The organism is Aquimarina sp. AD1 (genome assembly GCF_003443695.1).
Classification (GTDB): Bacteria; Bacteroidota; Bacteroidia; order Flavobacteriales; family Flavobacteriaceae; genus Aquimarina; species Aquimarina latercula.
This window is the reverse complement of the sequence record NZ_CP031966.1, coordinates 1,536,073-1,561,047: the sequence shown is the minus strand read 5'-3', so window position 1 is coordinate 1,561,047 and position 24,975 is coordinate 1,536,073. Positions and strand designations below refer to the sequence as shown.

The window sequence follows — 24,975 nt, the reverse complement described above, 5'->3', positions numbered from 1 at the left end:
AACCGATGAAAAAAACTCTTTTAACCTTAGTTTTTGCATTATTGGCAATAACAATTCAGGCTCAGGTAACAACTTCTAATATTTCAGGATTAGTGTACGATAACGCTAATCAATTATTACCTGGAGCAAATATTACGGCAATACATTCACCTACAGGAACTACGTATGGTGGAACTACTAATTTTGATGGTCGTTTTGATCTTATTAATTTAAGAGTAGGAGGACCATATCGAGTAACAATAAGTTATGTTGGTTTTAAAAAGAAAGTATATGATGATGTTTTTCTTCAGTTAGGTCAGACATATAACATAGATGTTGTTATGATAGAAGATGATAATCAACTTGAAGAAGTAGTAATCACTACCAATAAGAATGCTACTTTTAGTAGTGAAAGAACTGGAGCAGAAACCAGTATAGGGAATAGAGAGTTAAAATCATTACCTACAATTACACGTTCTGCAGCTGATTTTTATCGATTAGAACCTACAGCTTCTAGTAATGGTTCTTTTGGAGGGAGAAATGATCAGTTTAATAATTTTAGTCTAGATGGGTCTATTTTTAATAACCCTTTTGGATTGGATGCAGCAACACCAGGTGGTCAGGCAAATGCTCAGCCAATATCATTAGATGCGATAGATCAGATTCAGGTTTCTACGGCGCCTTATGACGTAACCCAAGCTGGTTTTACAGGAGCGTCAGTAAACGCTGTAACTAAAAGTGGTACTAATGAATGGAAAGGAACCGTATATGGTTTTTATCGTAATCAAGATTTAACAGGAGATCAAGTAGGGGATGATGATATTATTGTTCCAGACCTTACCCAGGCTCAATATGGATTGAGTGTTGGAGGACCAATAATAAAAAATAAATTGTTCATTTTTGGGAATTTTGAAATTGATGATCGAGAAGATTTAGGTTCAAATTTTTTAGCCGCTAGACCAGGAGTAACTGGAGCTAATGTTTCGAGAGTGTCAGCAGAAGATTTGGATTATGTTTCTCAACAGCTTGGTTTACTTGGGTATGAAACGGGACCATATGAAGGATACACGCATAATACAGAATCAACTAAAGGGATTTTAAAACTTGATTGGAATATTAATAATAATCATCGATTAGCATTGATTTACAACTTTTTAGACGCATCTAGGGATTTACCTGCGAATCCAGAGGCTATTGGTAGAAGAGGACCAGACTTAACAACACTACAGTTTAGAAATGCTGGATATACTATAAATAATAAGATCAATTCATTTTTAGTAGAACTGAATTCTAATTTTGGAGGAAATATTTCGAATAAATTTCAAGCTGGATATACATTTTTTGATGATAGTAGAGATCCATTTTCTGCTCCGGCTCCACCGATTAATATAGCGCAAGATGGTGTACGGTATATTGTGGCAGGTCACGAACCTTTTTCTATCAATAATAGATTAGAACAGAAAGTATATCAGGTAACGAATAATCTAAATATAGTTACTGGTAAACATACCATTACTTTAGGAGGAAGCTTTGAGAGATTCGAATTTGATAATTCTTTTAATCTTGGATTGTATACTTATTTTAATGGAGATGGTGGAGTAGGTACATTTGCTCCTGATTTTGATAGCGTTCGAATAACGACAGGTTCCACTAATAGTTTTGAACAAGCTATTAATAACGGCCTTATTGCGGAGGCTTTGGCAAATGCGCAAAATGTTTTTGACACAAATAATGCTACTGATAATTGGGCGTTGGCAGAAACTAATGTGGGGCAATTGGCATTTTATGCTCAGGACAAATGGAGAATGAATGATCAATTTACGCTTACATATGGTATTAGAGTGGATCAACCTCTTTTCTTTGATACCAGAGATAAAATTGCCGAAAATATCGAAAGAGCGGCTGGAGGCGAATTTCCTGATGGTAATTATCAACCAGGAATTACATATTTTGATGAAAATGGAACTCCCACAAACTTGAATAGTTTAGATCTACCTTCTAAAAAGCTGTTAATTTCTCCACGATTAGGATTTAATTATGATGTAAAGGGAGATAAAACAATTCAAATTAGAGGAGGTACCGGTATTTTTACAGGACGTCTTCCATTCGTGTGGATAGGAAATCAGGTAGCAAATCCAAATTTCTTTTTCTATACCACATCCGCTCCAGATTTTCAGTTCCCACAGGTGTTTAGAAACAGTTTGGGTGTAGATTATAAGTTTAAAAATGGCTTGATTGCTTCTACTGATATTATTTATACTGAAGATATTAACGCGCAAATGGTAAGAAATTATGGATTATCTACCCCTTCGGGAACGTTAAATGGAGCAGATGAAAGACCTATTTATCTTGCGTCTGATAGAGCGGTAAATGAATTTGGTGGCACAACCAATGCTTATGTGTTTACGAATACCAATGTTGGTTATTCATTTAACTGGTCATTTAAGCTTCAGAAAAGTTTTAAAAATGGATTGTTCGCTAGTGTTGCTTATAATTTCTTGGAGGCAGAAGATGCAAGTTCACTAGATGCAGAAATATCAAGTGATGCGTATGATAGAAACCCCGCTATTGGTAATGTGAATCAAGCTGTGAGTACCGCCTCTAGATATGGTGATAAGCATAGGATTGTTGGGCAGATAAATAAATCTTTTAGTTATGGAAAAAATAAACAATGGAGAACTTCTTTAGGAGCTTTTTATGAGTATGCTCAGGGAGGAAGATTTTCATACACATATTCAGGCGATATAAATAATGATGGTTCAGTTCTAAATGATTTGATTTACATTCCTACCGAATCTGAACTTGCGTCGTATAACTTTAGTGGAACAATTGTCGAGCAAGACGATCAAAGAGCAGCTTTAGAGGCTTACATACAGCAAGATGAATATCTAAGAGAGCGTAGAGGGGATTATGCAGAGAAATATGCGATTTTGAGTCCTTGGAGAGCAAGATGGGATGTAAAGTTATTACAGGATTATAACTTTCAAATAGGTGATAAGACAAATACAATACAGTTGAGTGTTGATATTTTGAATTTTGGTAACTTATTAAATTCTGATTGGGGGGTAATAGAAATTCCTGTAAATGATCAACCAATTGGAGTTACCGTCGATGCTACTAATACTCCAACGTATTCTTTTGATACTTCTCAAACTAGCACCTTTGCTAATGACTTTAGCTTAGATTCTAGATGGCAAGCACAGGTAGGACTTCGATATATTTTTAACTAAAAAAAGAATTTCGGTATTAGATTTAAAAATCCGTTCTTGATTTATTAGGAGCGGATTTTTAATTATCACTATTTTTGCACCCAATTTTATTAGAAAAGATGAGATATCGCAGGCTTACCAAAGAACAGTTAGAAGAATTACACCAAGAATTTATCAATTTTTTAGCTACACAATCTATAACAGCAGATGAGTGGAGTGATATTAAACAGAATAAACCAGAAGTAGCAGAAGAAGAGATAGATGTTTTTAGTGATTTGGTTTGGGAAGGAGTTTTGGGCAATGCTCAGTATTTAGAACATTTTTCTAAAGATCAAATACATCTATTTTATCTTGGTGAAACAGAAATGCATTTAATTGCTATTAAAGTGAATTTTCCTGATATAGATATTACTACACAAGAAGGGTACGATTGGTTAAGAAATAACCTGTTAGATGATCAAGTAGCTTTTTATAACGCAAATAAAGAATACACAGAAGATCCTAATATGGATAAGTTTAAACTTATTTTACAAGGAGCTAATATTACAAAAGGTGAATTGTATCAGTATTTTGAAAAACTAGTTGAACAAAAATCATGATCATTCTTTTAAGCTAATTATTGACTATTCGTACCTTAAGGATTCAATAGGATCTTGTCTCGCAGCTTTGACCGCTGGGTATGAGCCAGAAACAACTGCTGTTAAGAATGAAGTAATTACTGCAGCAAAAATAGCTAACCATGGAACTGCAAACTCAAAACCGGATACAGCTACTATAATTGCTCCAATAGTTATTCCTAGTATAATACCTACGATACCACCTATTTGACCGATGATAACTGTTTCCATAAAGAATTGGCTCGATATAGTATTCTTTTTAGCTCCAAGTGCTTTACGAACACCAATTTCTCTGGTTCTTTCTGTAACAGAAACTAACATGATATTCATTAAAGCAATAGAGGATCCAAAAATGGTTATGATACTGATAATCCAGGCAGCCCAATATAAATAGGATGTAATACTAGATATACGGTTGATTAGGTCATCACTGCGTTCTAGGCCAAAATCATTTTCTTCTACAGGATTTAGTCCTCTTATTTTTCTAAAGGTAATGATTGCTTCATCTTGAGCCCCTTCTAAGAATTGCTTGTCGTCAACTTTAACGCTAATGTTATAATTGATATTTGGTAATGTGTATATAGAGCGTGCAACCTGTAAAGGAATTAGAACCTTAAGATCTTGATTGTCTCTAAATGTTGCTCCTTTACTTTCTAAAACACCAATAACTTTAAATTTCACACCTCGTATACTGATTGTTTTGTTTATTGGATCTGTGTCTTTGAATATATTTTTTTTAAAATCAGAACCTATTAAACAAACATTGTTATTGTTTTCGATATCAAAAAAGGTAAAACTTCTTCCAAACTCTACTTCAGTCCCTGTGTTTTCTAAGTAATTTTCATTTACACCAACTACAGAAGCTTCTGGGTCCGTTTTTTCATTTTCGAATTTAACTTCTGCATTTCTGGTGCCACTAAAAGATACGGAGGTTTTAGAAAATGGATATTGAAATTTTTCTTTAAACTGCCTTACGTTACGATAACTAATTATAGGATTTATCTTTTCTCTTTCGCCACTTCCGCCACGTCTTGTTGTAAATTCATATCGCTGAATATTAAAGGTGTTAGATCCCATAGAGGCAAAATCTCCAGTAATGGTGTTCTCTAAGGCTCCAAGAAATGTTAGGATACCAACTAATGCAGTAATACCTATGGCAATAATCAAAACAGTAAGAATCGTGCGTAAAAGCTGCCCTTTTATAGAGTCTAAAGCTATACTGATATTCTCTCGAAAAAGTGAAAACATAATGGGTGAATTAGTATCTTTTGAAGTATAAGACTACAAAATGAGCTTAAAGTTACTCAAAAAAGTAAATTTTATTAATATAAGTAAAACTCTTTATGCTTTTCGTGTAAAATTTTAAAGCTTTTTTAGATATTTACATCCTTTAATAATTGATAATTAGTAGAAGTATTTCTGGTTTAGAAATATTTTTTATGATTTAAAAAATAGAACGAAACGGACATGGCACAAAAACCATCCATACCAAAAGGAACACGTGATTTTTCTCCAATAGAAGTGGCTAAGAGAAGTTATATAATGAATACAATCAAAGAACAATTCCAGTTGTTTGGTTTTCATCCTATAGAAACTCCAAGTTTTGAGAATAGTGATACGTTGATGGGTAAATATGGAGAGGAAGGAGATCGATTAATATTTAAGATATTAAATAGTGGAGATTATCTTAGTAAAGTGGATGATACTTTGTATGACAGTAAAGAAAGTAGTAAGATGACTACTAAGATTAGTGAAAAAGCACTCCGTTATGATTTAACAGTTCCTTTTGCCAGATATGTAGTACAACACCAAAACGAGATTGATTTTCCGTTTAAACGTTATCAGATACAACCAGTATGGCGTGCTGATCGTCCGCAAAAAGGTAGGTTTAGAGAGTTCTATCAATGTGATGCGGATGTGGTAGGGAGTAAATCTTTATGGCAAGAAGTTGATTTTATTCAACTGTACGATAAAGTATTTAGCAAATTAGGATTAGATGGTGTTACTATTAAAATGAATAACCGCAAGATTCTTTCAGGAATAGCAGAGGTTATTGGAGCAAGTGATAAATTGATTGATTTTACTGTTGCACTAGATAAGTTAGATAAAATTGGAGAGGAAGGTGTTAAGAAAGAGATGATTGCTAAAGGGATATCTGAGACAGCTATAGACAAAGTAAAGCCACTTTTTAATTTTACAGGAACTACTTCCGAAAAAATAGATAAATTAAAAGAGTTGTTAGTATCTTCTGAAGAAGGGATGAAGGGAGTAGAGGAGTTGGAGTTTATTGTAAGTGCGATTACAGAAGTACCTCTTGATAAAGCTTCTCTTGATTTAGATGTTACATTAGCGCGTGGTTTAAACTATTACACTGGAGCGATTTTTGAAGTAGGTGCACCAGAAGGTGTAAAGATGGGGTCCATTGGAGGAGGAGGACGTTACGATGACTTAACTGGGATTTTTGGTTTAAAAGATGTTAGTGGTGTTGGAATTTCTTTTGGATTAGATAGAATTTATCTCGTTTTAGAAGAGTTAGATTTGTTTCCGGATACAGTAGCACCATCTACAAAAGCATTATTTATTAACTTTGGAAAAGAAGAAGCCTTATACAGTCTAAAGAGTATAAATCAACTCAGGGAAGATGATATAATTGCAGAGCTTTATCCCGATAGCGCTAAAATGAATAAACAAATGAAATATGCGAATAAAAGAGAAATTCCATTTGTAATTTTAGCAGGTGCCTCAGAAATGGAAAACGAGAATTTTACCGTTAAAAATATGCAAACTGGATCCCAGGAAACAATGAATTTAGAAGAATTGAAATTACTTTTAAAGTAAGATAAACCAATAATTTTATAAACCAAACTAAAAATAATACTATATTAACTACCCTAAAACTATAATTATGAAAAATATCTTATTGAGATTTCTTTTATGCCTTTTATTGATTTCTGTGGTTTCTTGTAAAAAAGACCCTAAGTCTGATAAAGTGGATGTAATCGAGGAAGCAGTAGACTCAACAGATGTTGTAGAGGTTGTAGAAGAGAAGAAGCCAGTAGTAAAAAAGAAAAAGAAATCTACAAAAAAGAAACCTAAGAAAGAAACGATAAAGCTTCCGGCAGGAGCTCCTTCTTTTAGCAGTACCGAAGCTAAAAAGTATATAAGAGATTACGAAGCTTATGTTTCAAAATATAAAAAAGCTGTAGAATCTAAGGCCGATATGGATGCCTTTTTGAAGCTAAGTGAGTCTAGCTCGAGTTTAACGAAACAATATAGGAAATTAATTTCTACGCTTCCTGCAGCAGAAATGGAAAAAATGAGTAAGTATATGCAGGAAAAAACAAAACAAATTGATGCGTTAAATAGACAAATGTAAGTTTGATAACAGCGTTAAATTTAAGAATAAGTCATCCATCAATGTGGATGGCTTTTTTTTGTTTAAGGCTTTAAAAATAAAAAAGCCCTTAAAAATAAGGGCTTTAACGAATTACTGTAGCGAGAGGGGGGCACGATCCCCCGACCTCTGGGTTATGAATCCAACGCTCTAACCAGCTGAGCTACCTCGCCAAATAGATGCTACATCATTTTAATTCGGGTGCAAATATAAAAACAAAAAGCATTGTAGCAAACAATAAAGTAGAATTAATTTTTTCAAATACTCTTTTCAATATTTTTAAAGTAAATAATTAATCTATATATTGGCTTACTAACAATTTGCAATATGTCTGAAAAAATAAAATACGAACTTGAATTTGTAATACAATCTTCTCCACAACTATTATATCAATATATTTCTACTCCATCAGGACTTTCTGAGTGGTTTTCGGATAATGTAAATTCACGTGGTGAAATGTTTACATTTATTTGGGATGATAGTGAGGAGGAAGCAAAACTGTTAAGCAAAAAAAGCGGAGAGAGAATCAAATTTAGATGGATGGCAGATGATGAAGATGGTAATGATTATTTCTTCGAATTACGCATACAGGTTGATGAAATTACAAAGGATGTTTCCTTGATGGTGACTGACTTCTCCGATGATGATGAAATTGATGAGAATAAAATGTTATGGGATAATATGATCGGTAATTTAAAACAAGTTTTAGGTTCCGCATAAATCCTTTAGTTTTATAATGTATATTTGCCCCGCCCAATAATTTATTGGTAATAAGGGGCTTTTTTTATGGTCAATATTAATGGAAATTTAATCGTAGATAATGAAGCAACATTATCTATCGCTAATAGAGGATATGCATATGGTGATGCATTATTTGAAACGATTCGTGTAAACTCGGGAACAATTCTTTTCTGGGAAGATCATTATTTTAGATTAATGGCTTCTATGAGAATTCTTAGAATGGAAATACCAATGAATTTTACCCCGGAATTTTTACAACAAGAAATTTTAGAGCTTATTCAAGAAAATGGATTTATGAATTCATCCGTTAGAGTTAAAATTATTGTTAATAGAAAAGAAGGTGGATTGTATACTCCTAATTTTAATAGTATAGATTATTCTATTTCTGTAGGACCATTAAATTCTTCATTTTATACTATTTCTAGTACTTCTTATGAAGTTACATTGTTTAAAGATCATTACATAGCTCCTGATTTATTATCTACATTAAAATCTAATAATAAGTTGGTAAATATTTTAGGAAGTATTTTTACAAAAGAAAATGGTTTTGAAAATTGTTTGTTGTTGAATACTAACAAAATGGTTCTTGAGGCATTAAATGGTAATTTGTTTTTGATTAAGGGAAACAAAATTAAGACTCCACCAGTTGCTGATGGTTGTTTAAAAGGAATTTTGCGTACTCAATTGTTGAGGATTTTGGAAAAATTACCGGAGTATGAGGTAGAAGAAGCATCGATTTCGCCATTTGAACTTCAGAAAGCTGATGAGTTGTTTATTACCAATGTAATTACAGGAATACAGCCTATTACAAAGTTTAGGAAAAAGGAATATACATCAGAAGTAACAAGAAGGTTGCTAGGTGTATTAAATGCAAGAATAAGAATAGGAGGTTAGTTATAGCTAGGATCTTCTGGAGCGTTTGACCATAGAAGATATTCTCCACCTAATTCTATCATCTTTTCTTTCCAGAAAGTATCATACGATTTACCAATGATATTTTTTTCATAGGTGTTTTTTACAATTACCCAAGAATTAGCTTCTAACTCTTGTATAAGTTGCTCCGCATCCCAGCCAGAATAGCCTAAGAAAAAGCGAATCTCATTCGGTGTGATTTTGTTTTCTTCAATTAAACTTGATACTACAGAGAAATCACCTCCCCAGTAGATGCCAGAAGAAATTTCAACACTGTTAGGAATCAAATGAGGAACTTTGTGAATAAAATATAAATTATCTTGTTCTACTGGTCCACCATTGTATATTTTAAATTCTGATTCTACTTCTGGAACTAGATCAGACAAAACATAATCTAAAGGTTTATTCATGATAAACCCTATCGAACCTTGATCACTATGATCTGCAAGAAGCACAACCGAACGATTAAAAGAAACATCACCGATAATAGACGGCTCGGCAATCAGAAGATGTCCTTTTGAAGGTTGAAGTGAAATCATAGTTGGTGTAGTTTGTATTAAAACTAAATAATTATTTTTAATAATCAAAGAGGAAGTTTGACTTTTACTGATAATCCATAAAAAAAAGCTCCCTAAAAAGAGAGCTTTCTATAATATCAAAAACTAAATAAATTAGTTAACTGAACTAGATAAATCTGCACCAGCTTTGAACTTTACAACATTTTTAGCAGCGATCTTGATAGTTTTACCTGTTTGAGGGTTTCTACCTTCTCTTGCAGCTCTTTTAGAAACTGACCAAGAACCGAATCCTACTAAAGAAACACGGTCACCTTTTTTAAGAGAACCTTCAACATTTCCTAAGAAAGATTCTAAAGCTTTCTTTGCTGCTGCTTTTGTAATTCCAGCGTCAGCTGCCATTGCATCGATTAATTCTGTTTTGTTCATAATTCTGTTTTTAAATTAATTGTTGGTTAAACCAAATTTTTGTTAAACGCTCTACAAATTTATACGGATTTATGATTCGTGCAAGGATTAGCCCAGTAAATACGGGGTTTTGTTGATAACTCAACACGATTGTTAATAAACCTGTACGTTTTCTATGAATTTTCTTACTCTAGTGATAGCAAGGGCTCAGGCCATTTTAGCATCCTTGTAAAAGGTATACCCATTTAAGAGTGCTTTCGCTTCCATAGCTTTTTTCCCCGGAAGTTGAATTTTATTTAGAATAATGTACCCATTGGCTACTGCCACTTTGATTATAGAATCTTCTACGATAATTTTTCCAATATCAAAATTATGTTCTTCTTCCTCTATTTCCGTATCATATATTTTAATAGAAATTTCTTCACCTTTATTATATAATAATGACCAAGCAGTTGGGTATGGACTTAATCCTCTAATGAGGTTATAAATAGTTTTGATATTATCATTCCAATTGACCTTAGTATTGTCTCGATGGAGTTTGTAGGCAGTTTTTAATTCTTTATCTTCTTTTGGCTGCATTTTGGTTGTGACCGTTTCGTTCTCAATTGCTTTAATTGTGTCGATTACTAAAGAAGCTCCGTTTACCATTAATGTGTCATGAAGTGTTCCAGCAGTTTCATGATCTTGTATTTCAATTTCTTTTTGAAGAATAATATGTCCAGTATCTATCTTTTCATCAATAAAAAAAGTAGTAATACCCGTTTTTTGTTCTCCATTTATAATAGCCCAATTAATCGGAGCTGCTCCTCTATATTGTGGCAATAAAGATGCATGAAGGTTAAATGTTCCATATGTAGGCATGTCCCAAACTACTTTTGGTAACATCCTAAACGCAACAACAATATTTAAATTAGCATTTAAATCTTTTAAGTTTTTGATAAACCCCTCATCTTTTAAATTTGTAGGTTGCAGTATAGGTAGATTTTGTGATAAGGCATATTCTTTTACTGCAGAAGCTTTTAATTTTCTACCTCTTCCTGCAGGTCTATCCGGAGCTGTAATAACACCAACTACGGTATAATTATTTTCGATAATTGTTCGTAAGGTCTCTACAGCGAAATCTGGAGTTCCCATAAACAGAATTTTTAAGTCTTTCATTATGTTATACTAGTTGATAGTTATTGTAAGAATCAATTCTTATGATATTGTGTTCATTTAATTCTCTGAGGATTTTTAAGGCAATATCTTCAGGGCATTTTAGTTGCATTAAAAGATCTCTAGAGGATAATTCATTTTTTTGTAAAAGATTGATTACTGTATTTCTGATTTCTCGGGGATCAATTGAATTGGCATTATTAGCACGACATACGCTGCACATACCACAATCTTTAGTATCCTTTTCTCCAAAGTAATCAAGCAGTTGTCTACTTCTACATATTGTTTCATTTTGCACGAATCTAATCATGGTTTTTACCTTATTTGATTTAGAAGCGTGTAGTTCTTCAATAAATGGTTTTATGCGATTAATAGTGTGATCATCTTCTCTAGGGACTAGAAAAGTGATATCAGCATCAGTTAATTGATTATTAAAAACGAGTAGTTCTGCTTCTTCTAATCTTTTTAAAACATCTATAACTTCTTTTTCGCTTATATTTATTTTAGAAGCTATTAGCGATAGATTTATTTTTACTTCTTCATCAAAAACACCTCCATATGTTCTTAGAATAGCTTTGGTGGTTAATTCTAAATGAGGATTTTTTTCTAAGTATCCCAATAAATGATTTCCGGTGGTTGTAATATGGAGGGAACTTTTTTTAGTAAATCGTTGTGTAAAATTAATAATACTGCAACGATCTAAAAATTGTAAAGCATTATATGTTATTAAGGTGCTAAGGCTGTAAGTCTTGCAAAATTCATTAAAATTAAAGCCATGGGTAGTTTGTTCTCCCTCTCCATAGGATATCCTGAAATAATTGCACAATTTGCGGTATATCAATTTTACAAAATCTACATTAGGGAGTACTTTGATAAATTGATTTTGAACTCTAATAATATCATTTTCGTTTTTGAGAAGAAAAGCATAAGAAATCTCTCCATCTCTTCCGGCTCTTCCGGCTTCTTGAAAATAACTTTCGATACTCTCTGGGATATTATAATGAATAACAGTTTTTACATTGGCTTTATCGATCCCCATACCAAAAGCATTGGTTGCAACCATAACTCTAATATCTTCCCTTAACCATTGATGAAAACGTTTTGTTTTTTCTTTAGAGTCTACACCGCCGTGATAGTAAGTTGTTTTATATCCGCTAGCGTTTAAAAAGTCACTAATCTCTACCGCAGATTTTCGATTTCTAACATAAATGATAGAACTTCCTTGATATCGTTTTAAGATTCGAACAAGTTTATCACTTTTATCCAGAGTATGATAAACCATATATCCTAAATTACTTCTAAAAAAAGATTGTTTAAAGGTTTTAGGTTGAAATAAATCTAACTCTTTAATAATGTCATCCGCGACATTAGGAGTTGCTGATGCAGTAAGAGCAATCATCGGAACAGCGGGTTTGATCTCTCTTAATATTTTGATTTTCTTGTAAGAAGGTCTAAAGTCGTTACCCCATTGAGAAATACAATGAGCTTCATCGATCGCAATAAGATTAATGTTCATTTTCTTTAAACGCTCTTGTACTAAATCCTGTTGCAGCCTTTCTGGTGAGAGGTATAGAAATTTGTAATTCCCATAAATACAGTTATCTAAAAGTGTATCTAATTCTGAGTGTTTAATTCCGCTGGTTAATGCAATGGCTTTTATACCTTTTTGTTGCAAATGCTCAACCTGATCTTGCATAAGTGCAATTAAAGGAGATATAACTATGCAAATTCCAGGTTTAAATAGCGCAGGAATTTGAAAACAAATGGATTTTCCGCCTCCAGTAGGAAGTAAAGCAAATGTATCATTATCTTCTATAACAGCATTGATGATTTCTTCTTGTAGCGGTCTAAAAGAATCATGATTCCAAATCTTTTTTAATAATTGGATAGGGGTGGCCATCAATACTATATTACGTGTTGTAATATAAAAGTACTACGTTCTTTTACATTTCCAAAAGGAACTTCAATACAATTGTATCCAAATTTTGAATACATCTCTAATAAATGATGATGAATTTGTTGTGCCTCATCAAAACTTTCATAACGTTGTTCATCTGAAGTATAGATTTCTTTCCAGGGGGGTAATAAAAAAATCTGATTATAAGGGTGTTTTGTGCAAGCTTCTACAAAAGTATTATCATATGTTTGTTTAAACAGATTCATATATGCTAAGACATCAGGAATTCCTCTATCATAAAAAGCGATATTTTTATCATTAGCAATAGGATCATTATACTGAGCAATCCTACCATTTAGTAATTGCATATTAAAATCATATGGATCAGAAACAGATACTATTGGATTAGAGACTATCTCTATAGTATCGTTATTATCTTTTACCTCTTGGGTAATACTTCTAATAAATTCAGGAAAACAAAAGAAGCCTTCTTCTTCAAGATTTTTAATAATAGATGTTTTTCCTGTTGAAGGACCTCCGGTGATAACTATTTTGTGCTTTGCCAAAGAAATATTTTTTCAGCAAATTTCGTAATTATTAACTGATTTTAAAAATATGTAAACAAGGATACCATAAAGCTCTGTTAAAGTTGAATTTGTCAAACTGTATTTTTAGTAACTTCAGTAACAAAATAAGGATTATTCTCTTATTTAGACTAATTAAATACAAATCCTAAAAATAAAACTCATGCCTGTTTATAATCTAAAAGTAAATGGTCAATCACTTTCTGTAGAAGCTGATGAAGACACACCTTTGTTATGGGTGCTAAGAGATCACTTTGATCTGGTTGGAACTAAATTTGGTTGTGGTATTGGACAATGTGGTGCCTGTACTGTACATGCGGATGGTGTAGCAACAAGAAGTTGTTTATTAAAGGTTTCTGTAGCCACAGAAATGAAAATCACTACAATAGAAGGTTTGTCAAAAGACATTTCGCACCCAGTGCAACAAGCTTGGAAGGAAATTGATGTGCCTCAATGTGGATATTGTCAAGCCGGACAAATTATGACCGCTGCAGCTTTTCTAGACCAAAACCCTAATCCAAACAAAGAGGAGATTAGAGATGCAATGAGCGGGAATATATGCAGATGTGCTTCTTATAATAGAATAGAGAAAGCAGTAGAACAAGCAGCAAGTAAAATAAGTTAACCAATATAAATTCTAAACTAATGAAACGTATAACAACTCCTTCGGTAAGTAGAAGGTCATTTATAAGAACATCAGCTTTAGCAGGTGGCGGAATCTTAATTGGTTTTAATTTGTTTCAATCTTGTAAACCAGAAGTAGCACCACCAGTAGATATTGCAGATTTAAACTTTAACGATTTTAATGCTTTTATTAAAATTGCAGATAATGGAATGGTAACAATTTTTTCGCCAAATCCTGAAATTGGACAAGGTGTAAAAACATCGATGCCGATGTTAATCGCAGAAGAATTAGATGTAGATTGGGAAAATGTTCTTGTAGCGCAAGGAGTATTAGATACTAAAAATTTCACTAGACAAGTTGCTGGAGGAAGTCAATCTCTAAGGCATGGGTGGGAACCGCTAAGACAAACGGGAGCTACCGCAAGACAAATGCTTATTAATGCGGCTGCTGCAAAATGGGGAGTTGACCCTAGTACTTGTAAAACAAAAAGCGGAGTTATTTCTAATGGTAATGGGGAAACTTTAGGGTATGGAGAAGTCGTAAAAGAAGCAGCTTCTTTAAAAGTTCCGGAAAAAGTAAAACTTAAAGACCCTAAAGATTTTACGATTATAGGAAAGGATATTTATAATGTTGATATAGATAAAATCATTTCTGGAAAACCTCTATATGGGATGGATTATAAAGAAGATGGGATGGTCTATGTCTCCGTTGTTCGGCCTCCTGCATTTGGTAAAAAACTAAATGATTTTGATGCTACAGAAGCAAAAAAAGTAAACGGCGTTATAGATGTTTTTAAGTTTGGAGATAAAATAGCAGTATTGGCAGAAAATACATGGTCTGCCATGAAAGGTAAAAAAATAGTGAAGGCAAAATGGATGGATGACTCCAAACTTGAAAATACTAAGGATCATGATAAGATTTTAGTAGATCTTTTAAATGGTAATGAGTTTAATACAATGCGCGCGGATGGTGATGTAAAAAAAGCGTTTGCCGCTGCGGATAAAGTTGTAGAACGTACCTATGAGTCACCGTTTCTTCCTCATAACTGTATGGAACCCATGAATTTCTTTGCTCACGTTACTGCTGAGAAAGTTAAGTTGGTTGGACCAATACAGACACCTGCAGGAACAGCTAGAAGAGTTGCGGAGTTATTAGATAGAAAACCAGAAGAAGTATCTGTGGACATGACAAGAATGGGAGGTGGATTTGGAAGAAGATTATATGGAGATTTTGCTCTAGAAGCTGCAGAAATTTCTAATATAGCAAAGAAACCAGTAAAGGTAGTATATTCTAGGGCGGATGATATGTCTGCAGGAATCTATAGACCTGCTATAAAATATAGAATAAGCGCAGCGATTAAGGATGGTAAACTAACGGGGTATCATTTAAAAGAAGCTGCAATTAATTCTAATATGTATGGATTAATTCCAAATTTCTTTCCAGCAGGAGCGATAGAGAACTATCAAGTTGATGTTGCAAAATATGATAGTAATATAACCATTGGAGCTTGGAGAGCACCATATACTAATTTTTTAGCATTTGCTGAACAAAGTTTTTTTGATGAATTAGCAGAAGCAATGGAGGTTGATAATATTCAACTTAGATTAGATTTATTACAAAATGTAAAAGGTCATAAAGACGAAAGAATACAATATTCTCCAGAACGATTAGAGCAGGTGATTAAAACGGCTGTAGAGAAATCAGAGTGGGGTAAGAAGCCAGAAGGCGTATATCAAGGGTTTAGTTCTTATTATTGTCATAATACTCATGTGGCTGAAGTTGCAGATGTGGTATTGGAGAATGATCAACCTGTGATAAAAAAGATAACTTGTGTAGTGGATTGTGGGATCGTAGTCAATCCTCTAGGAGCAAAAAATCAAATAGAAGGAGGAGTTATTGATGGAATAGGTCATGCGATGTATGGTGATTTTTCTTTTGAAAATGGAGAACCACAGGATACTAACTTTAACACATATCGCTTAATTCGTATGAATGAAACTCCAGTTGTAGAGACTCATTTTATCGAAAGTGATATTGCTCCTACCGGCTTAGGAGAGCCAACGTTGCCTCCTGCAGGAGCAGCAGTAGCTAATGCAATAAAAGCAGCTAAAGGAGTTAGGCTTACAAAACAGCCTTTCGTTAAAAACATGAAAAACGAGACATTGTTAGGTAGTGTATGACGCATGAGTTTAAAGAAATAATAACTTCATATAAAGAAGCTAATAAGAAAGGTGTAAGAGCTGTCATGGCAACTATTGTTGATGTTGATGGCTCATCATACCGACGTCCAGGTGTGGGAATGCTTATCCTAGAAAATGGAGAGATGACTGGAGCTGTTAGTGGTGGGTGTGTTGAGAAAGAAGTGCTACGACAATCGCAATCAGTTTTTGCTGATAATAAGGCTAAAATAATGACTTATAATGGTAGATACCGTTTAGGTTGCGAAGGTGTTTTGTATATTTTGATAGAACCATTTTCTATTGATAGTGATGTGATTACTACAATAGAGGATTATCTGTTTTCTCGTATACCTTTCGAGATTAATTCTCATTATTCTAAAAAAGAAGATTTTGTTGAGACAATGGGATCCACGATTTCTTTTGGGGACTTTAAAGAGCTTGAATTTTCAAGTTGTTTTGATATCCATTTAGTTAAAAATAATATAAGTTTTGACTGTTTTTCACGAAGTATGCAACCTTGTTTTCGATTGATAATTATAGGATGGGAACATGATGCAATTGAGTTATGTGCAATTGCAAATGCCACAGGATGGGAAGTAGAGATTGTGAATACTCCTAAAAAACCAAAAATTGCATCGGATTTTCCTGGGGCTACCAAAGTATTGAATCAATCTCCTGAAGAGTTATTTATAGATAAAGTAGATAAACAAACTGCAATTATTTTGATGACTCATAATTTTGCTAAGGATTTGTTGTATCTACAAGCTATAAAAAACGCATTGCCTGTCTATATAGGTTTGTTAGGTCCTTCTAAAAGAAGAGAAAAACTTCTTTCTGCATTTATAGAGTATTTTCCAGATGTTAGTGAAGAGTTTATAGATTGTATTTATGGGCCTGCAGGCTTAAATCTTGGTGCAGAAACTCCTCAGGAAATTGCAATTTCCATCATTGCAGAAATTTTATCTGTAGTTCGTGATCAGGAGCCAATTTCATTGCAGGATAAAGTAGGCGGTATTCATGGATCTTCGAAACAAGAAAAATTAGATAAAATATCTTCTCATAATTAATAGAATTGTTCATATCATATTAGCCGCTGGATCCTCTAGTCGTATGGGTGCTCCTAAGCAGCTATTATCTTGGCAAGGTGATTCATTAATCGTAAACGAAATTAAAAAGTCATTAAATCTAGAGTTAGTTAAAACTTATGTTGTGTTAGGAGCAAATTTTGAATTAATAGAAAAAGAGATCAAGGGGTGTCCAATTCATATTTTGAATAATAAACAATGGAAGCTAGGGATGGGATCTTCTATTAATTTTGGGGTACGATATCTTCTGAGTAATCAAGTAGATTTTGATGCAGTATTATTTTCATTAGTAGATCAACCTTTAATAAATGTAAATCATTTAAGCCGTTTGATATCGAAATTTGATTCTAATCCTAATAGAATTATTGCTACTAAAATGAAAAATAGAACAGGAGTTCCAGCTATTTTTCCGAATACCTTTTGTTCTGAATTATCAGAGCTTAAGGAGGATTTTGGTGCTCGATACATTATTGAAAGACATATGGACGATTTGATAACTATTGATGGTGGTGATAGAACAATTGATATCGATACGTTAGAACAGTATAATGCATTGCTGAAAATGAAAAAAGAGTAGAGAGTGCCATTCTGATATATGAATGAGAAGGTGTATCTTTACCCAAAAAAATTGTAATACATGAGTGATGCTCCTAATTCTGAAGAATTTTATAAAAAACTAAAAATTCAATTAGCTGATACTGCTTTATGGCCTACAGCTTATTTGTATAAATTTATAGTTCCTACGGATATTGAAAAAATAAATCTAATCGAAAAAATATTTGATAACCTGGGTGCGGTTATTACGACTAAACAATCAAAAAACGGGAAGTACACAAGTGTTTCTATCAATGTAAGAATGAAGAATCCCGATCAGGTAATCTCTAAGTATAAAGAAGTAGCTGATAAAGTAGAAGGAGTTATTTCTCTATAACCAAAATATTTTTAGATACTTAATAAACATACTAATATTATTTTAGTATTTTGCAAAACAATTAATGAGCTACTGAAAAGTCTACGCGTTAACAAGGCTGTTTTATAACTTACCATTCCTTTTTAGAGAAGCTCATATTACTATAGATTTTATGGATGTTAACAATCATATGGAAATAAATAATTTAGAATATAATACCGAGCGTGAAAAGCTTATTATACCAGAGTATGGTCGTCATTTACAAAAAATGATTGATCAGGCGGTGGAAATAGAGGATAAAGAAGAAAGAAATAAAGTAGCTAAGGCTATTATTGCTGTTATGGGAAATCTACAACCTCACCTTAGAGATGTGCCGGATTTTCAACATAAATTATGGGATCAATTATTTATTATTAGTGATTTTAAATTAGATGTAGAAGCTCCTTATCCAATACTAACAAAAGAAAAGTTAGAAGAAAGACCGGAGCCTTTAGAATACCCTCAGAATTTCCCAAAGTATCGTTACTATGGTAACAATATTAAAAGAATGATAGATGTTGCTGTTAGTTGGGAAGAAGGAGATTTAAAAACTGCCTTAACTTATACCATTGCAAATCACATGAAAAAATGTTATTTGAATTGGAATAAAGATACAGTAGATGATCATGCAATTTTTAATCATCTTTTAGAATTAAGTGATGGTAAAATAGATCTTAGAGATAGTACTGAAGAACTAAGTACAGCCTCAGATTTAATGAGAGGTAAAAAGAAAAATTATCGTTCTGGAGGTTCTAATAAAAAGAATTACAGAGGTGGCAGCAATCGAGGAAAAAAACGTTATTAACCAATACCAATATACATAACCCATTTACTTTTATGAGTACTTTTCAGATAGAAGGAGGGCATCAGCTCAAAGGTGAAATTACACCTCAAGGAGCTAAAAATGAGGCCCTACAAATTCTTTGTGCAGTATTATTAACCCCAGAAAAAGTGACTATTTCTAATATTCCAGATATTAGAGATGTCAATAAGCTTATAGAAATCCTTAGGAATTTGGGGGTTAAAATCCAGAAGCTAGGTAAGGGTAAATATACTTTTAAGAGTGATGAATTAAATTTAGAATACCTAGAAAGTGAACAGTTTAAACAAGAAGGTAGTGGTTTAAGAGGTTCTATCATGATTGTAGGGCCTTTGCTAGGAAGATTTGGTAAAGGGTATATTCCTCGCCCTGGAGGGGATAAAATAGGACGTAGAAGATTAGATACACACTTTGAAGGATTTATTAATCTTGGTGCTGAGTTTAGATATAATAAAGAAGAACGCTTTTATGGAGTTGAGGCTCCAGAAGGATTGACAGGAACTTACATGTTATTGGATGAAGCTTCTGTTACAGGTACTGCAAATATTGTAATGGCTGCTGCTTTGGCAAAAGGGAAAACTACAATTTATAATGCAGCTTGTGAACCATACTTACAACAATTATGTAAGATGGTAAATTCCATGGGAGGCAAGATAAAAGGAGTTGGTTCTAACTTACTGACTATCGAAGGAGTAGAGTCTTTAGGTGGTTGTGAACATAGAGTGCTGCCTGATATGATAGAGATTGGTTCTTGGATAGGTTTGGCTGCAATGACCAAAAGTGAAATAACTATTAAAAATGTAAGTTGGGAAAATTTAGGAGTAATACCGAATACATTCAGAAAACTTGGTATTACTTTAGAAAGAATAGGTGATGATATATATATACCTGCACATGTTGATGGGTATCAAATAGAAAGTTATATAGATGGTTCATTCATGACCATTGCAGATGCACCTTGGCCAGGTTTTACACCAGATTTGTTAAGTATTGTTTTGGTGGTGGCTACGCAAGCAAGAGGAGAAGTGATGGTACATCAGAAGATGTTCGAAAGTCGTTTATTCTTTGTAGATAAACTTATAGATATGGGGGCTAAAATCATTTTATGTGATCCACATAGAGCAACTATTATAGGCCATGATTTTAAATCGACCTTAAAAGCGACAACTATGGTGTCTCCAGATATAAGAGCTGGAATATCCCTATTAATAGCGGCTTTGAGTGCTAAAGGAACATCAACTATTCATAATATCGAACAGATTGATCGCGGGTATGAAGATATAGATGATCGTTTAAGAGCTATTGGAGCAAAAATTATACGTATAGATTCTTAGAGAATAAGAGAGTAAAGAAATATATAAATAAAAAGAGGAACTTTAAAAAAGTTCCTCTTTTTATTTATATAAAGGATACTCGTACTTTCTTTTTCTTTAGTCTTGTGTTTGTAACTTGTTCAATTACCTTTTTTGCTTTAGAAGCTTTGACTGCAACAAAAGCACAATCTGGTTTGATTTCTATAATGCCTAGTTCTTCTTTGCTTAAATTTCCTTGTTTGAAGAAAAGCCCAGCGATATCACCTTTGGATATTTTATCTCTTCTTCCTCCAGAAATAAATAAAGTTTTCCAGTCTGATTGTTTAGGAATAGGAGCATCAACTAATTCCTCGATTTCAGGATCAATGATGAAGTCAGGAAGTGGTTCGTCTTTCCATTGTAAGATGTAAGCGGTTCCGTCTGCATTCATTCTTGCGGTTCTACCATTTCTATGAGTAAATTCCTGACTTTTTAGTGGTAAATGGTAGTGAATTATATATTTTATTTCAGGAATATCAATTCCTCTTGCAGCTAGATCCGTAGCAATTATAATTTGGTGAGTTCCGTTACGAAATTTAATTAATGTACGTTCTCTATCTTTCTGCTCCATTCCACCGTAAAAACAACCATGACTGATTTTATGTTCTTTTAAATAATCACTTACTCGTTGTATAGAGTCTTTGTAATTACAAAAGATAATCCCTGGTTGGTTTCCGATATGACTTAGAGCTTTTACCAATATAGGTAATTTGTCTTTTGTATCAGAAACGATACTTTTTATTCGCAATTGCGAATGACCTTCATCTAGATAGTCAATCTGAACGGGATTATGTAGCCCAACAAATTCTGGAACACTTACTTCTTGAGTTGCCGATGTTAAAACTCTCTTTTGAATATTTGGCAAATTTTCTATAATCTCGGTCATTTCTTTTTCAAATCCGATTTCCAATGATTTATCGAATTCATCAAGAACAATTGTTTTTATAGAATCGATAGAAAAATTGTCCCTTCGTAAACGATCAGCAACTCTTCCCGGCGTCCCGATTAGAATTGCAGGACGATGTTTTAAATCTAATCTATCTTGTGACCCAGATCTTCCTCCGTATACTGCATTTATTTTATATCCGGTACCCATATCTCTTGCTACTTGCTCAATCTGAATAGCTAGTTCTCTGGAAGGTACAAGAATTAGTGTTTGTATTTCGGTACAATTTTTATCAAGTGCTTCGATGACGGGTAGGAGAAAAGCCAATGTTTTTCCAGTACCTGTAGGTGATAGTAATACTATATTGTCACTAGAAGATATTGCTAATTTGGCTTCTTCTTGCATAGGGTTAAGCTTTTCAATCCCTAGTTTTTGCAATATAAGTTGTTGGTTTTTTACAATAGTTGACATCGTGCAAAGGTACAGTTAATTAGCGCTTAAATTCAATAAAATTTTGAAACGAATAGAATAAAATTAGGACTCTTTGCTTGATTTTTCTTATATTCTGACTTGAGTTAGATACTTCACATTTCACGCAGATACATCTTATAGGTTGTTTAGGGAAGGTTTATTTTTATTTTTTTTAGTAAGTATTTACATCGTTTCAGAGAAAATTCCCTAAATTTAATTGCACAACATCACTTTAAATACATTTTATTGACCGATTGATTTAGTAGGATTAAGTGTTTTTTTAAAAGGGTTTAACGCAGATTTAATATATAATATTTAAAGTTTAATTATGAAAAGAATTTTAGCAATAGATGATCAACAATTAATTCTATTATCCTTAGAAAAACATCTTTCCGATCTTGGTTATGAGGTAAAATGTGCTGATAATGGAAAAGAAGGTCTGTTATTGTTTGAATCCTTTTCGCCTGATTTGGTTATTGTGGATATCAATATGGATGAAATGTCTGGTTTAGAAGTGATAAAAGCAATAAAAGAGAAAGAGAAATCTGATGTAAAAATATTAGTGCTTTCTGGGAATAATGATGAAGATACTATTATTGATGGCTTTGATTTAGGTATTGATGATTATATGAAAAAACCATTATCTCTTAACGAAGTTTCGGTAAGGATAGGTAGGATTTTTGGAATCAAACATGATAGGTCTCCTTCTGAAGATTCTAAAGGAAAAATGTTGCAAAGGAATTGTGTAGGAGTTGTGATACCTTGCTATAATGAAGAAAAAAGATTATTAAGTAAAGAGTTTATAGATTTTACAAATAGTAATTTAGGGTATCACTTATGTTTTGTTAATGATGGCAGTACTGATGATACCCTTAATGTATTATTAGAGTTGAGTAAAGGTAGAGAAGATAGTATAAGTGTTTATAATTGTGAAAAGAATGGAGGTAAAGGAGAAGCTGTGCGACAAGGAGTTTTACATTTGGCTAAGGATAAACAGTTGGATTATATTGGGTATTTGGATGCAGATTTATCAACGGATTTTAGAGACTTTGATGATCTTGTTCAAACAATAGCTACTTCGGATTTTAAAATAGTAAGTGGTTCTAGAATGAGTAGAATGGGAGCAGACATTACTAAGGAATCTGCTCGTAAAATTATAAGCAAAACAATCAACCTGATAATTCGAAATATTCTGGGAATGTCATTTAATGATACTCAGTGCGGTGCTAAAATTATGGATAAGGAAGTGTTTAATGAGTTGTTTAAAGAGAAGTTTATTACAAGATGGCTGTTTGATGTAGAGATATTTATGAGAATGCGTAAGTTTTATGGTAAGAAAAAGGCCGCTTCATATATCTGTGAACAACCATTAAAAAGATGGATTCATGCGGATGGGTCTAAATTGTCAATGAAGGATTCTGTAAAAATAGTGGGACAACTTGGACACATAGCGTATCATTATGGAGTTAAAGTTAAAAGTACTGCGTAAAAAATATAGTTATAGTGTGCTCTCCAAATACCGAGTAATATTTTCTAATATACTTTCGAATTCTTCTCGGAGTATTTCTGATTCATTTTTTAAATTATCCTCATATTTCTCAGCAGTATCATAACTAGTTTTCAATCCTAGGATACTAATCTTATGTTTAAGCTTATGTACATCTTCTGCAGCTTTATTGTATTTCTTTGATTTAATACTTAGGATATACTTTTCTTTTTCTTCAGGAAATTCTCTCCTTATAACAGCGAAAATTTTTTCTTCAAAAACTTTATCACCGTTTGATAATTTATTAATAAAAGATAAATTAGGTTCTTCCATCGGTTATGTATTATTTAAGTGGTACTTCAAATTTACATTTAATTATGATATTTTAAAGTTATTTTTTAATGTTAATTAAGGGAATTTTTAGTGCTTATTGTGTGTTTAAATATTAATGATCTAAAGTTTAATATACATAATACTTCAATTTTGATTTTCTCTAATGATGCACTACACTTTTCTCAAAGAGTGTTTTTTTTCTCTGAATTTTGTTTATAACGTTCATTATTAACTTGTTTTTTGTTAATAAGTGATGATTTCTATGATGAATTTTATGGTTATTAACAATTTTAGTAGGAAAATAATACTTTATTATTATGGTTATTAACATAAATTGTGTTTTTTATCGATAAAAATATACTTTATGAATATTTACTAACAATTTTTTGTTTTAAATGTTGATTATATGTTAATAACTTATTATATTTACTATAATTAATCCTTAAATCACACAGTTATGAATCATCTTTATTCTTCTATTGAACTTATTTTTAAAAGTGCTGTTGACTTCTTAAGAGATCTTCCCGGCGCATCTAGTTATGCGATCCGTAAATAACAATAAATTGTTTAGTGTAGTTTATAAATAGTCAAAGAGGTTGTTTTCCATAAGACAACCTCTTTTTTTATACTACTATATTAGAATATATGCACAATTGCACTTGCTCAATACTCAAATATTTTGTTCTTTGCATTTCTATAGTACTATATATTGAAGGATTTAGAACAAAAAATACGCTCTTTTACACCCGTTAGTGATTCTGATATGGAATATGGGTTGCAATTCTACAAAAAAGAAATTTATAAAAAAGGGGCATATCTTGTTAAGCCAGAACAATCTATTCAAGATTTCTATTTTATGAAGAAAGGCTGTGTAACCTATTATACCATTGAAGAAGGGGTGACCAGAGTAATGGAGTTTTTTACAGAAGGTTCTTTTTTTACAGATTTGTATCCATATATTGAAGAAATTCCGTCCGAATCATATTTAGAAGTAATCGAGGATTCTATCGTTTATACCATTTCTAAAACTGATGCTCTTAAAGTTTTCGATTATTCTCATGCATTAGAACGTTTTGGAAGATTATCTATGCAAAAGGCTTTTATTAATAATTTTCAAAGAATTAATAGAATGAAGAATCTTTCTAATCAGGAACGTTATCTTCAGTTATTAGAAAAGCGACCTTCACTTTTTCAGAGAGTTCCCCAATATCTTATTGCTTCTTATTTAGGGTTAACTCCAGTTGGGCTTTCTAAAATAAGAAAGAGGCTAAGTCAACAATGATTTAGTAGTAAGATTTTCGGTAACGTTTATAATTTAATTAATTTAGAATAGTAATGTTCTAAGCCGTAAGTAGTTTATAGGTCAATTTTTGTTTT

General features: G+C 32.6%; 23 protein-coding genes and 1 tRNA gene. 15 read left to right on the top strand and 9 right to left on the bottom strand.

What is annotated here, in order from left to right; all coding sequences use genetic code 11:
• Positions 1 to 5 precede the first annotated feature (5 nt).
• Positions 6 to 3,209 carry a carboxypeptidase regulatory-like domain-containing protein gene (locus tag D1815_RS07065; RefSeq protein WP_118386457.1) on the top strand — a complete coding sequence of 1,068 codons (3,204 nt, stop codon included), beginning with the start codon at positions 6 to 8 and terminating at the stop codon, positions 3,207 to 3,209.
• Positions 3,210 to 3,307: 98 nt separating this feature from the next.
• On the top strand, positions 3,308 to 3,787 hold the full coding sequence (locus tag D1815_RS07060; RefSeq protein WP_027391121.1) for a DUF6495 family protein: 480 nt from the start codon (positions 3,308 to 3,310) through the stop codon (positions 3,785 to 3,787).
• A gap of 24 nt (positions 3,788 to 3,811) precedes the next feature.
• Here the strand turns inward: D1815_RS07060 and D1815_RS07055 are convergent, their stop codons facing one another.
• Positions 3,812 to 5,053, bottom strand: coding sequence for an ABC transporter permease (locus D1815_RS07055; RefSeq protein ID WP_027391122.1), 1,242 nt, complete (start codon positions 5,051 to 5,053; stop codon positions 3,812 to 3,814).
• A 219-nt stretch (positions 5,054 to 5,272) separates the two neighbouring features.
• Between D1815_RS07055 and hisS the strand changes: the two genes are divergently transcribed.
• Entirely contained in the window at positions 5,273 to 6,643 is a 1,371-nt protein-coding gene (hisS, locus tag D1815_RS07050) for a histidine--tRNA ligase (RefSeq protein WP_118386456.1), read from the top strand.
• 67 nt (positions 6,644 to 6,710) lie between these two features.
• Positions 6,711 to 7,181, top strand: a complete 471-nt coding sequence (locus D1815_RS07045) for a hypothetical protein (RefSeq protein ID WP_118386455.1) — start codon at positions 6,711 to 6,713, stop codon at positions 7,179 to 7,181.
• A 117-nt stretch (positions 7,182 to 7,298) separates the two neighbouring features.
• Here D1815_RS07045 and D1815_RS07040 read toward each other — a convergent pair.
• Positions 7,299 to 7,372, bottom strand: a tRNA-Met gene (locus D1815_RS07040).
• A gap of 154 nt (positions 7,373 to 7,526) precedes the next feature.
• On the opposite strand from D1815_RS07040, the gene D1815_RS07035 reads away from it, so the two are divergent.
• Together D1815_RS07035 and D1815_RS07030 are read left to right on the top strand one after the other, a co-directional pair.
• Positions 7,527 to 7,919, top strand: coding sequence for an START-like domain-containing protein (locus tag D1815_RS07035; RefSeq protein WP_027391125.1), 393 nt, complete (start codon positions 7,527 to 7,529; stop codon positions 7,917 to 7,919).
• A gap of 66 nt (positions 7,920 to 7,985) precedes the next feature.
• Positions 7,986 to 8,834 (top strand): aminotransferase class IV, encoded by an 849-nt coding sequence (locus D1815_RS07030; RefSeq protein ID WP_118386454.1) that lies wholly within the window; start codon positions 7,986 to 7,988, stop codon positions 8,832 to 8,834.
• On the opposite strand, the gene D1815_RS07025 is transcribed toward D1815_RS07030, so the two are convergent.
• The 5 genes from D1815_RS07025 to D1815_RS07005 all read right to left on the bottom strand — a co-directional run bounded on the left by D1815_RS07025 (position 8,831) and on the right by D1815_RS07005 (position 13,393).
• Positions 8,831 to 9,391, bottom strand: a complete 561-nt coding sequence (locus D1815_RS07025; protein ID WP_027391127.1) for a YqgE/AlgH family protein — start codon at positions 9,389 to 9,391, stop codon at positions 8,831 to 8,833. The genes D1815_RS07030 and D1815_RS07025 overlap by 4 nt on opposite strands.
• 132 nt (positions 9,392 to 9,523) lie before the next feature.
• A complete protein-coding gene (locus tag D1815_RS07020; protein WP_027391128.1) occupies positions 9,524 to 9,796 on the bottom strand; it encodes an HU family DNA-binding protein in 273 nt (90 codons plus the stop codon).
• 186 nt (positions 9,797 to 9,982) lie between these two features.
• The gene (fmt, locus tag D1815_RS07015) at positions 9,983 to 10,933 is read right to left on the bottom strand and encodes a methionyl-tRNA formyltransferase (protein WP_027391129.1); all 951 of its coding nucleotides are present in this window, start codon (positions 10,931 to 10,933) and stop codon (positions 9,983 to 9,985) included.
• Positions 10,934 to 10,937: 4 nt separating this feature from the next.
• On the bottom strand, positions 10,938 to 12,830 hold the full coding sequence (locus D1815_RS07010) for an ATP-dependent DNA helicase RecQ (protein WP_118386453.1): 1,893 nt from the start codon (positions 12,828 to 12,830) through the stop codon (positions 10,938 to 10,940).
• A gap of 5 nt (positions 12,831 to 12,835) precedes the next feature.
• Entirely contained in the window at positions 12,836 to 13,393 is a 558-nt protein-coding gene (locus D1815_RS07005) for an AAA family ATPase (protein WP_027391131.1), read from the bottom strand.
• 181 nt (positions 13,394 to 13,574) lie between these two features.
• On the opposite strand from D1815_RS07005, the gene D1815_RS07000 reads away from it, so the two are divergent.
• The 7 genes from D1815_RS07000 (at position 13,575) to murA (ending at position 20,404) form a co-directional block, all read left to right on the top strand.
• Positions 13,575 to 14,036 carry a (2Fe-2S)-binding protein gene (locus tag D1815_RS07000; protein WP_108804532.1) on the top strand — a complete coding sequence of 154 codons (462 nt, stop codon included), beginning with the start codon at positions 13,575 to 13,577 and terminating at the stop codon, positions 14,034 to 14,036.
• A 20-nt stretch (positions 14,037 to 14,056) separates the two neighbouring features.
• A complete protein-coding gene (locus tag D1815_RS06995) occupies positions 14,057 to 16,216 on the top strand; it encodes a xanthine dehydrogenase family protein molybdopterin-binding subunit (RefSeq protein ID WP_118386452.1) in 2,160 nt (719 codons plus the stop codon).
• Positions 16,213 to 17,283, top strand: coding sequence for an XdhC family protein (locus D1815_RS06990; RefSeq protein ID WP_118386451.1), 1,071 nt, complete (start codon positions 16,213 to 16,215; stop codon positions 17,281 to 17,283). Before D1815_RS06995 ends, D1815_RS06990 begins: the two co-directional genes overlap by 4 nt.
• The gene (locus D1815_RS06985) at positions 17,261 to 17,878 is read left to right on the top strand and encodes an NTP transferase domain-containing protein (RefSeq protein WP_369899409.1); all 618 of its coding nucleotides are present in this window, start codon (positions 17,261 to 17,263) and stop codon (positions 17,876 to 17,878) included. Before D1815_RS06990 ends, D1815_RS06985 begins: the two co-directional genes overlap by 23 nt.
• Positions 17,879 to 17,938: 60 nt before the next feature.
• Positions 17,939 to 18,232: a DUF493 family protein gene (locus D1815_RS06980; protein WP_027391136.1), complete on the top strand. Its 294-nt coding sequence runs from the start codon at positions 17,939 to 17,941 to the stop codon at positions 18,230 to 18,232.
• A 151-nt stretch (positions 18,233 to 18,383) separates the two neighbouring features.
• Entirely contained in the window at positions 18,384 to 19,055 is a 672-nt protein-coding gene (locus tag D1815_RS06975; RefSeq protein WP_233557651.1) for a DUF4290 domain-containing protein, read from the top strand.
• Positions 19,056 to 19,087: 32 nt separating this feature from the next.
• The gene (gene murA, locus D1815_RS06970) at positions 19,088 to 20,404 is read left to right on the top strand and encodes a UDP-N-acetylglucosamine 1-carboxyvinyltransferase (protein ID WP_118386449.1); all 1,317 of its coding nucleotides are present in this window, start codon (positions 19,088 to 19,090) and stop codon (positions 20,402 to 20,404) included.
• A gap of 64 nt (positions 20,405 to 20,468) precedes the next feature.
• Here murA and D1815_RS06965 read toward each other — a convergent pair whose 3' ends face one another.
• The gene (locus D1815_RS06965; RefSeq protein WP_118386448.1) at positions 20,469 to 21,779 is read right to left on the bottom strand and encodes a DEAD/DEAH box helicase; all 1,311 of its coding nucleotides are present in this window, start codon (positions 21,777 to 21,779) and stop codon (positions 20,469 to 20,471) included.
• A 328-nt stretch (positions 21,780 to 22,107) separates the two neighbouring features.
• Between D1815_RS06965 and D1815_RS06960 the strand changes: the two genes are divergently transcribed.
• Positions 22,108 to 23,268 carry a response regulator gene (locus D1815_RS06960; RefSeq protein WP_118386447.1) on the top strand — a complete coding sequence of 387 codons (1,161 nt, stop codon included), beginning with the start codon at positions 22,108 to 22,110 and terminating at the stop codon, positions 23,266 to 23,268.
• Positions 23,269 to 23,277: 9 nt separating this feature from the next.
• Here the strand turns inward: D1815_RS06960 and D1815_RS06955 are convergent, their stop codons facing one another.
• A complete protein-coding gene (locus tag D1815_RS06955) occupies positions 23,278 to 23,598 on the bottom strand; it encodes a histidine kinase (RefSeq protein ID WP_108804524.1) in 321 nt (106 codons plus the stop codon).
• A 709-nt stretch (positions 23,599 to 24,307) separates the two neighbouring features.
• Here D1815_RS06955 and D1815_RS06950 point away from each other — a divergent pair.
• A complete protein-coding gene (locus D1815_RS06950; RefSeq protein WP_027391142.1) occupies positions 24,308 to 24,880 on the top strand; it encodes a Crp/Fnr family transcriptional regulator in 573 nt (190 codons plus the stop codon).
• The last annotated feature ends 95 nt before the right edge of the window (positions 24,881 to 24,975 follow it).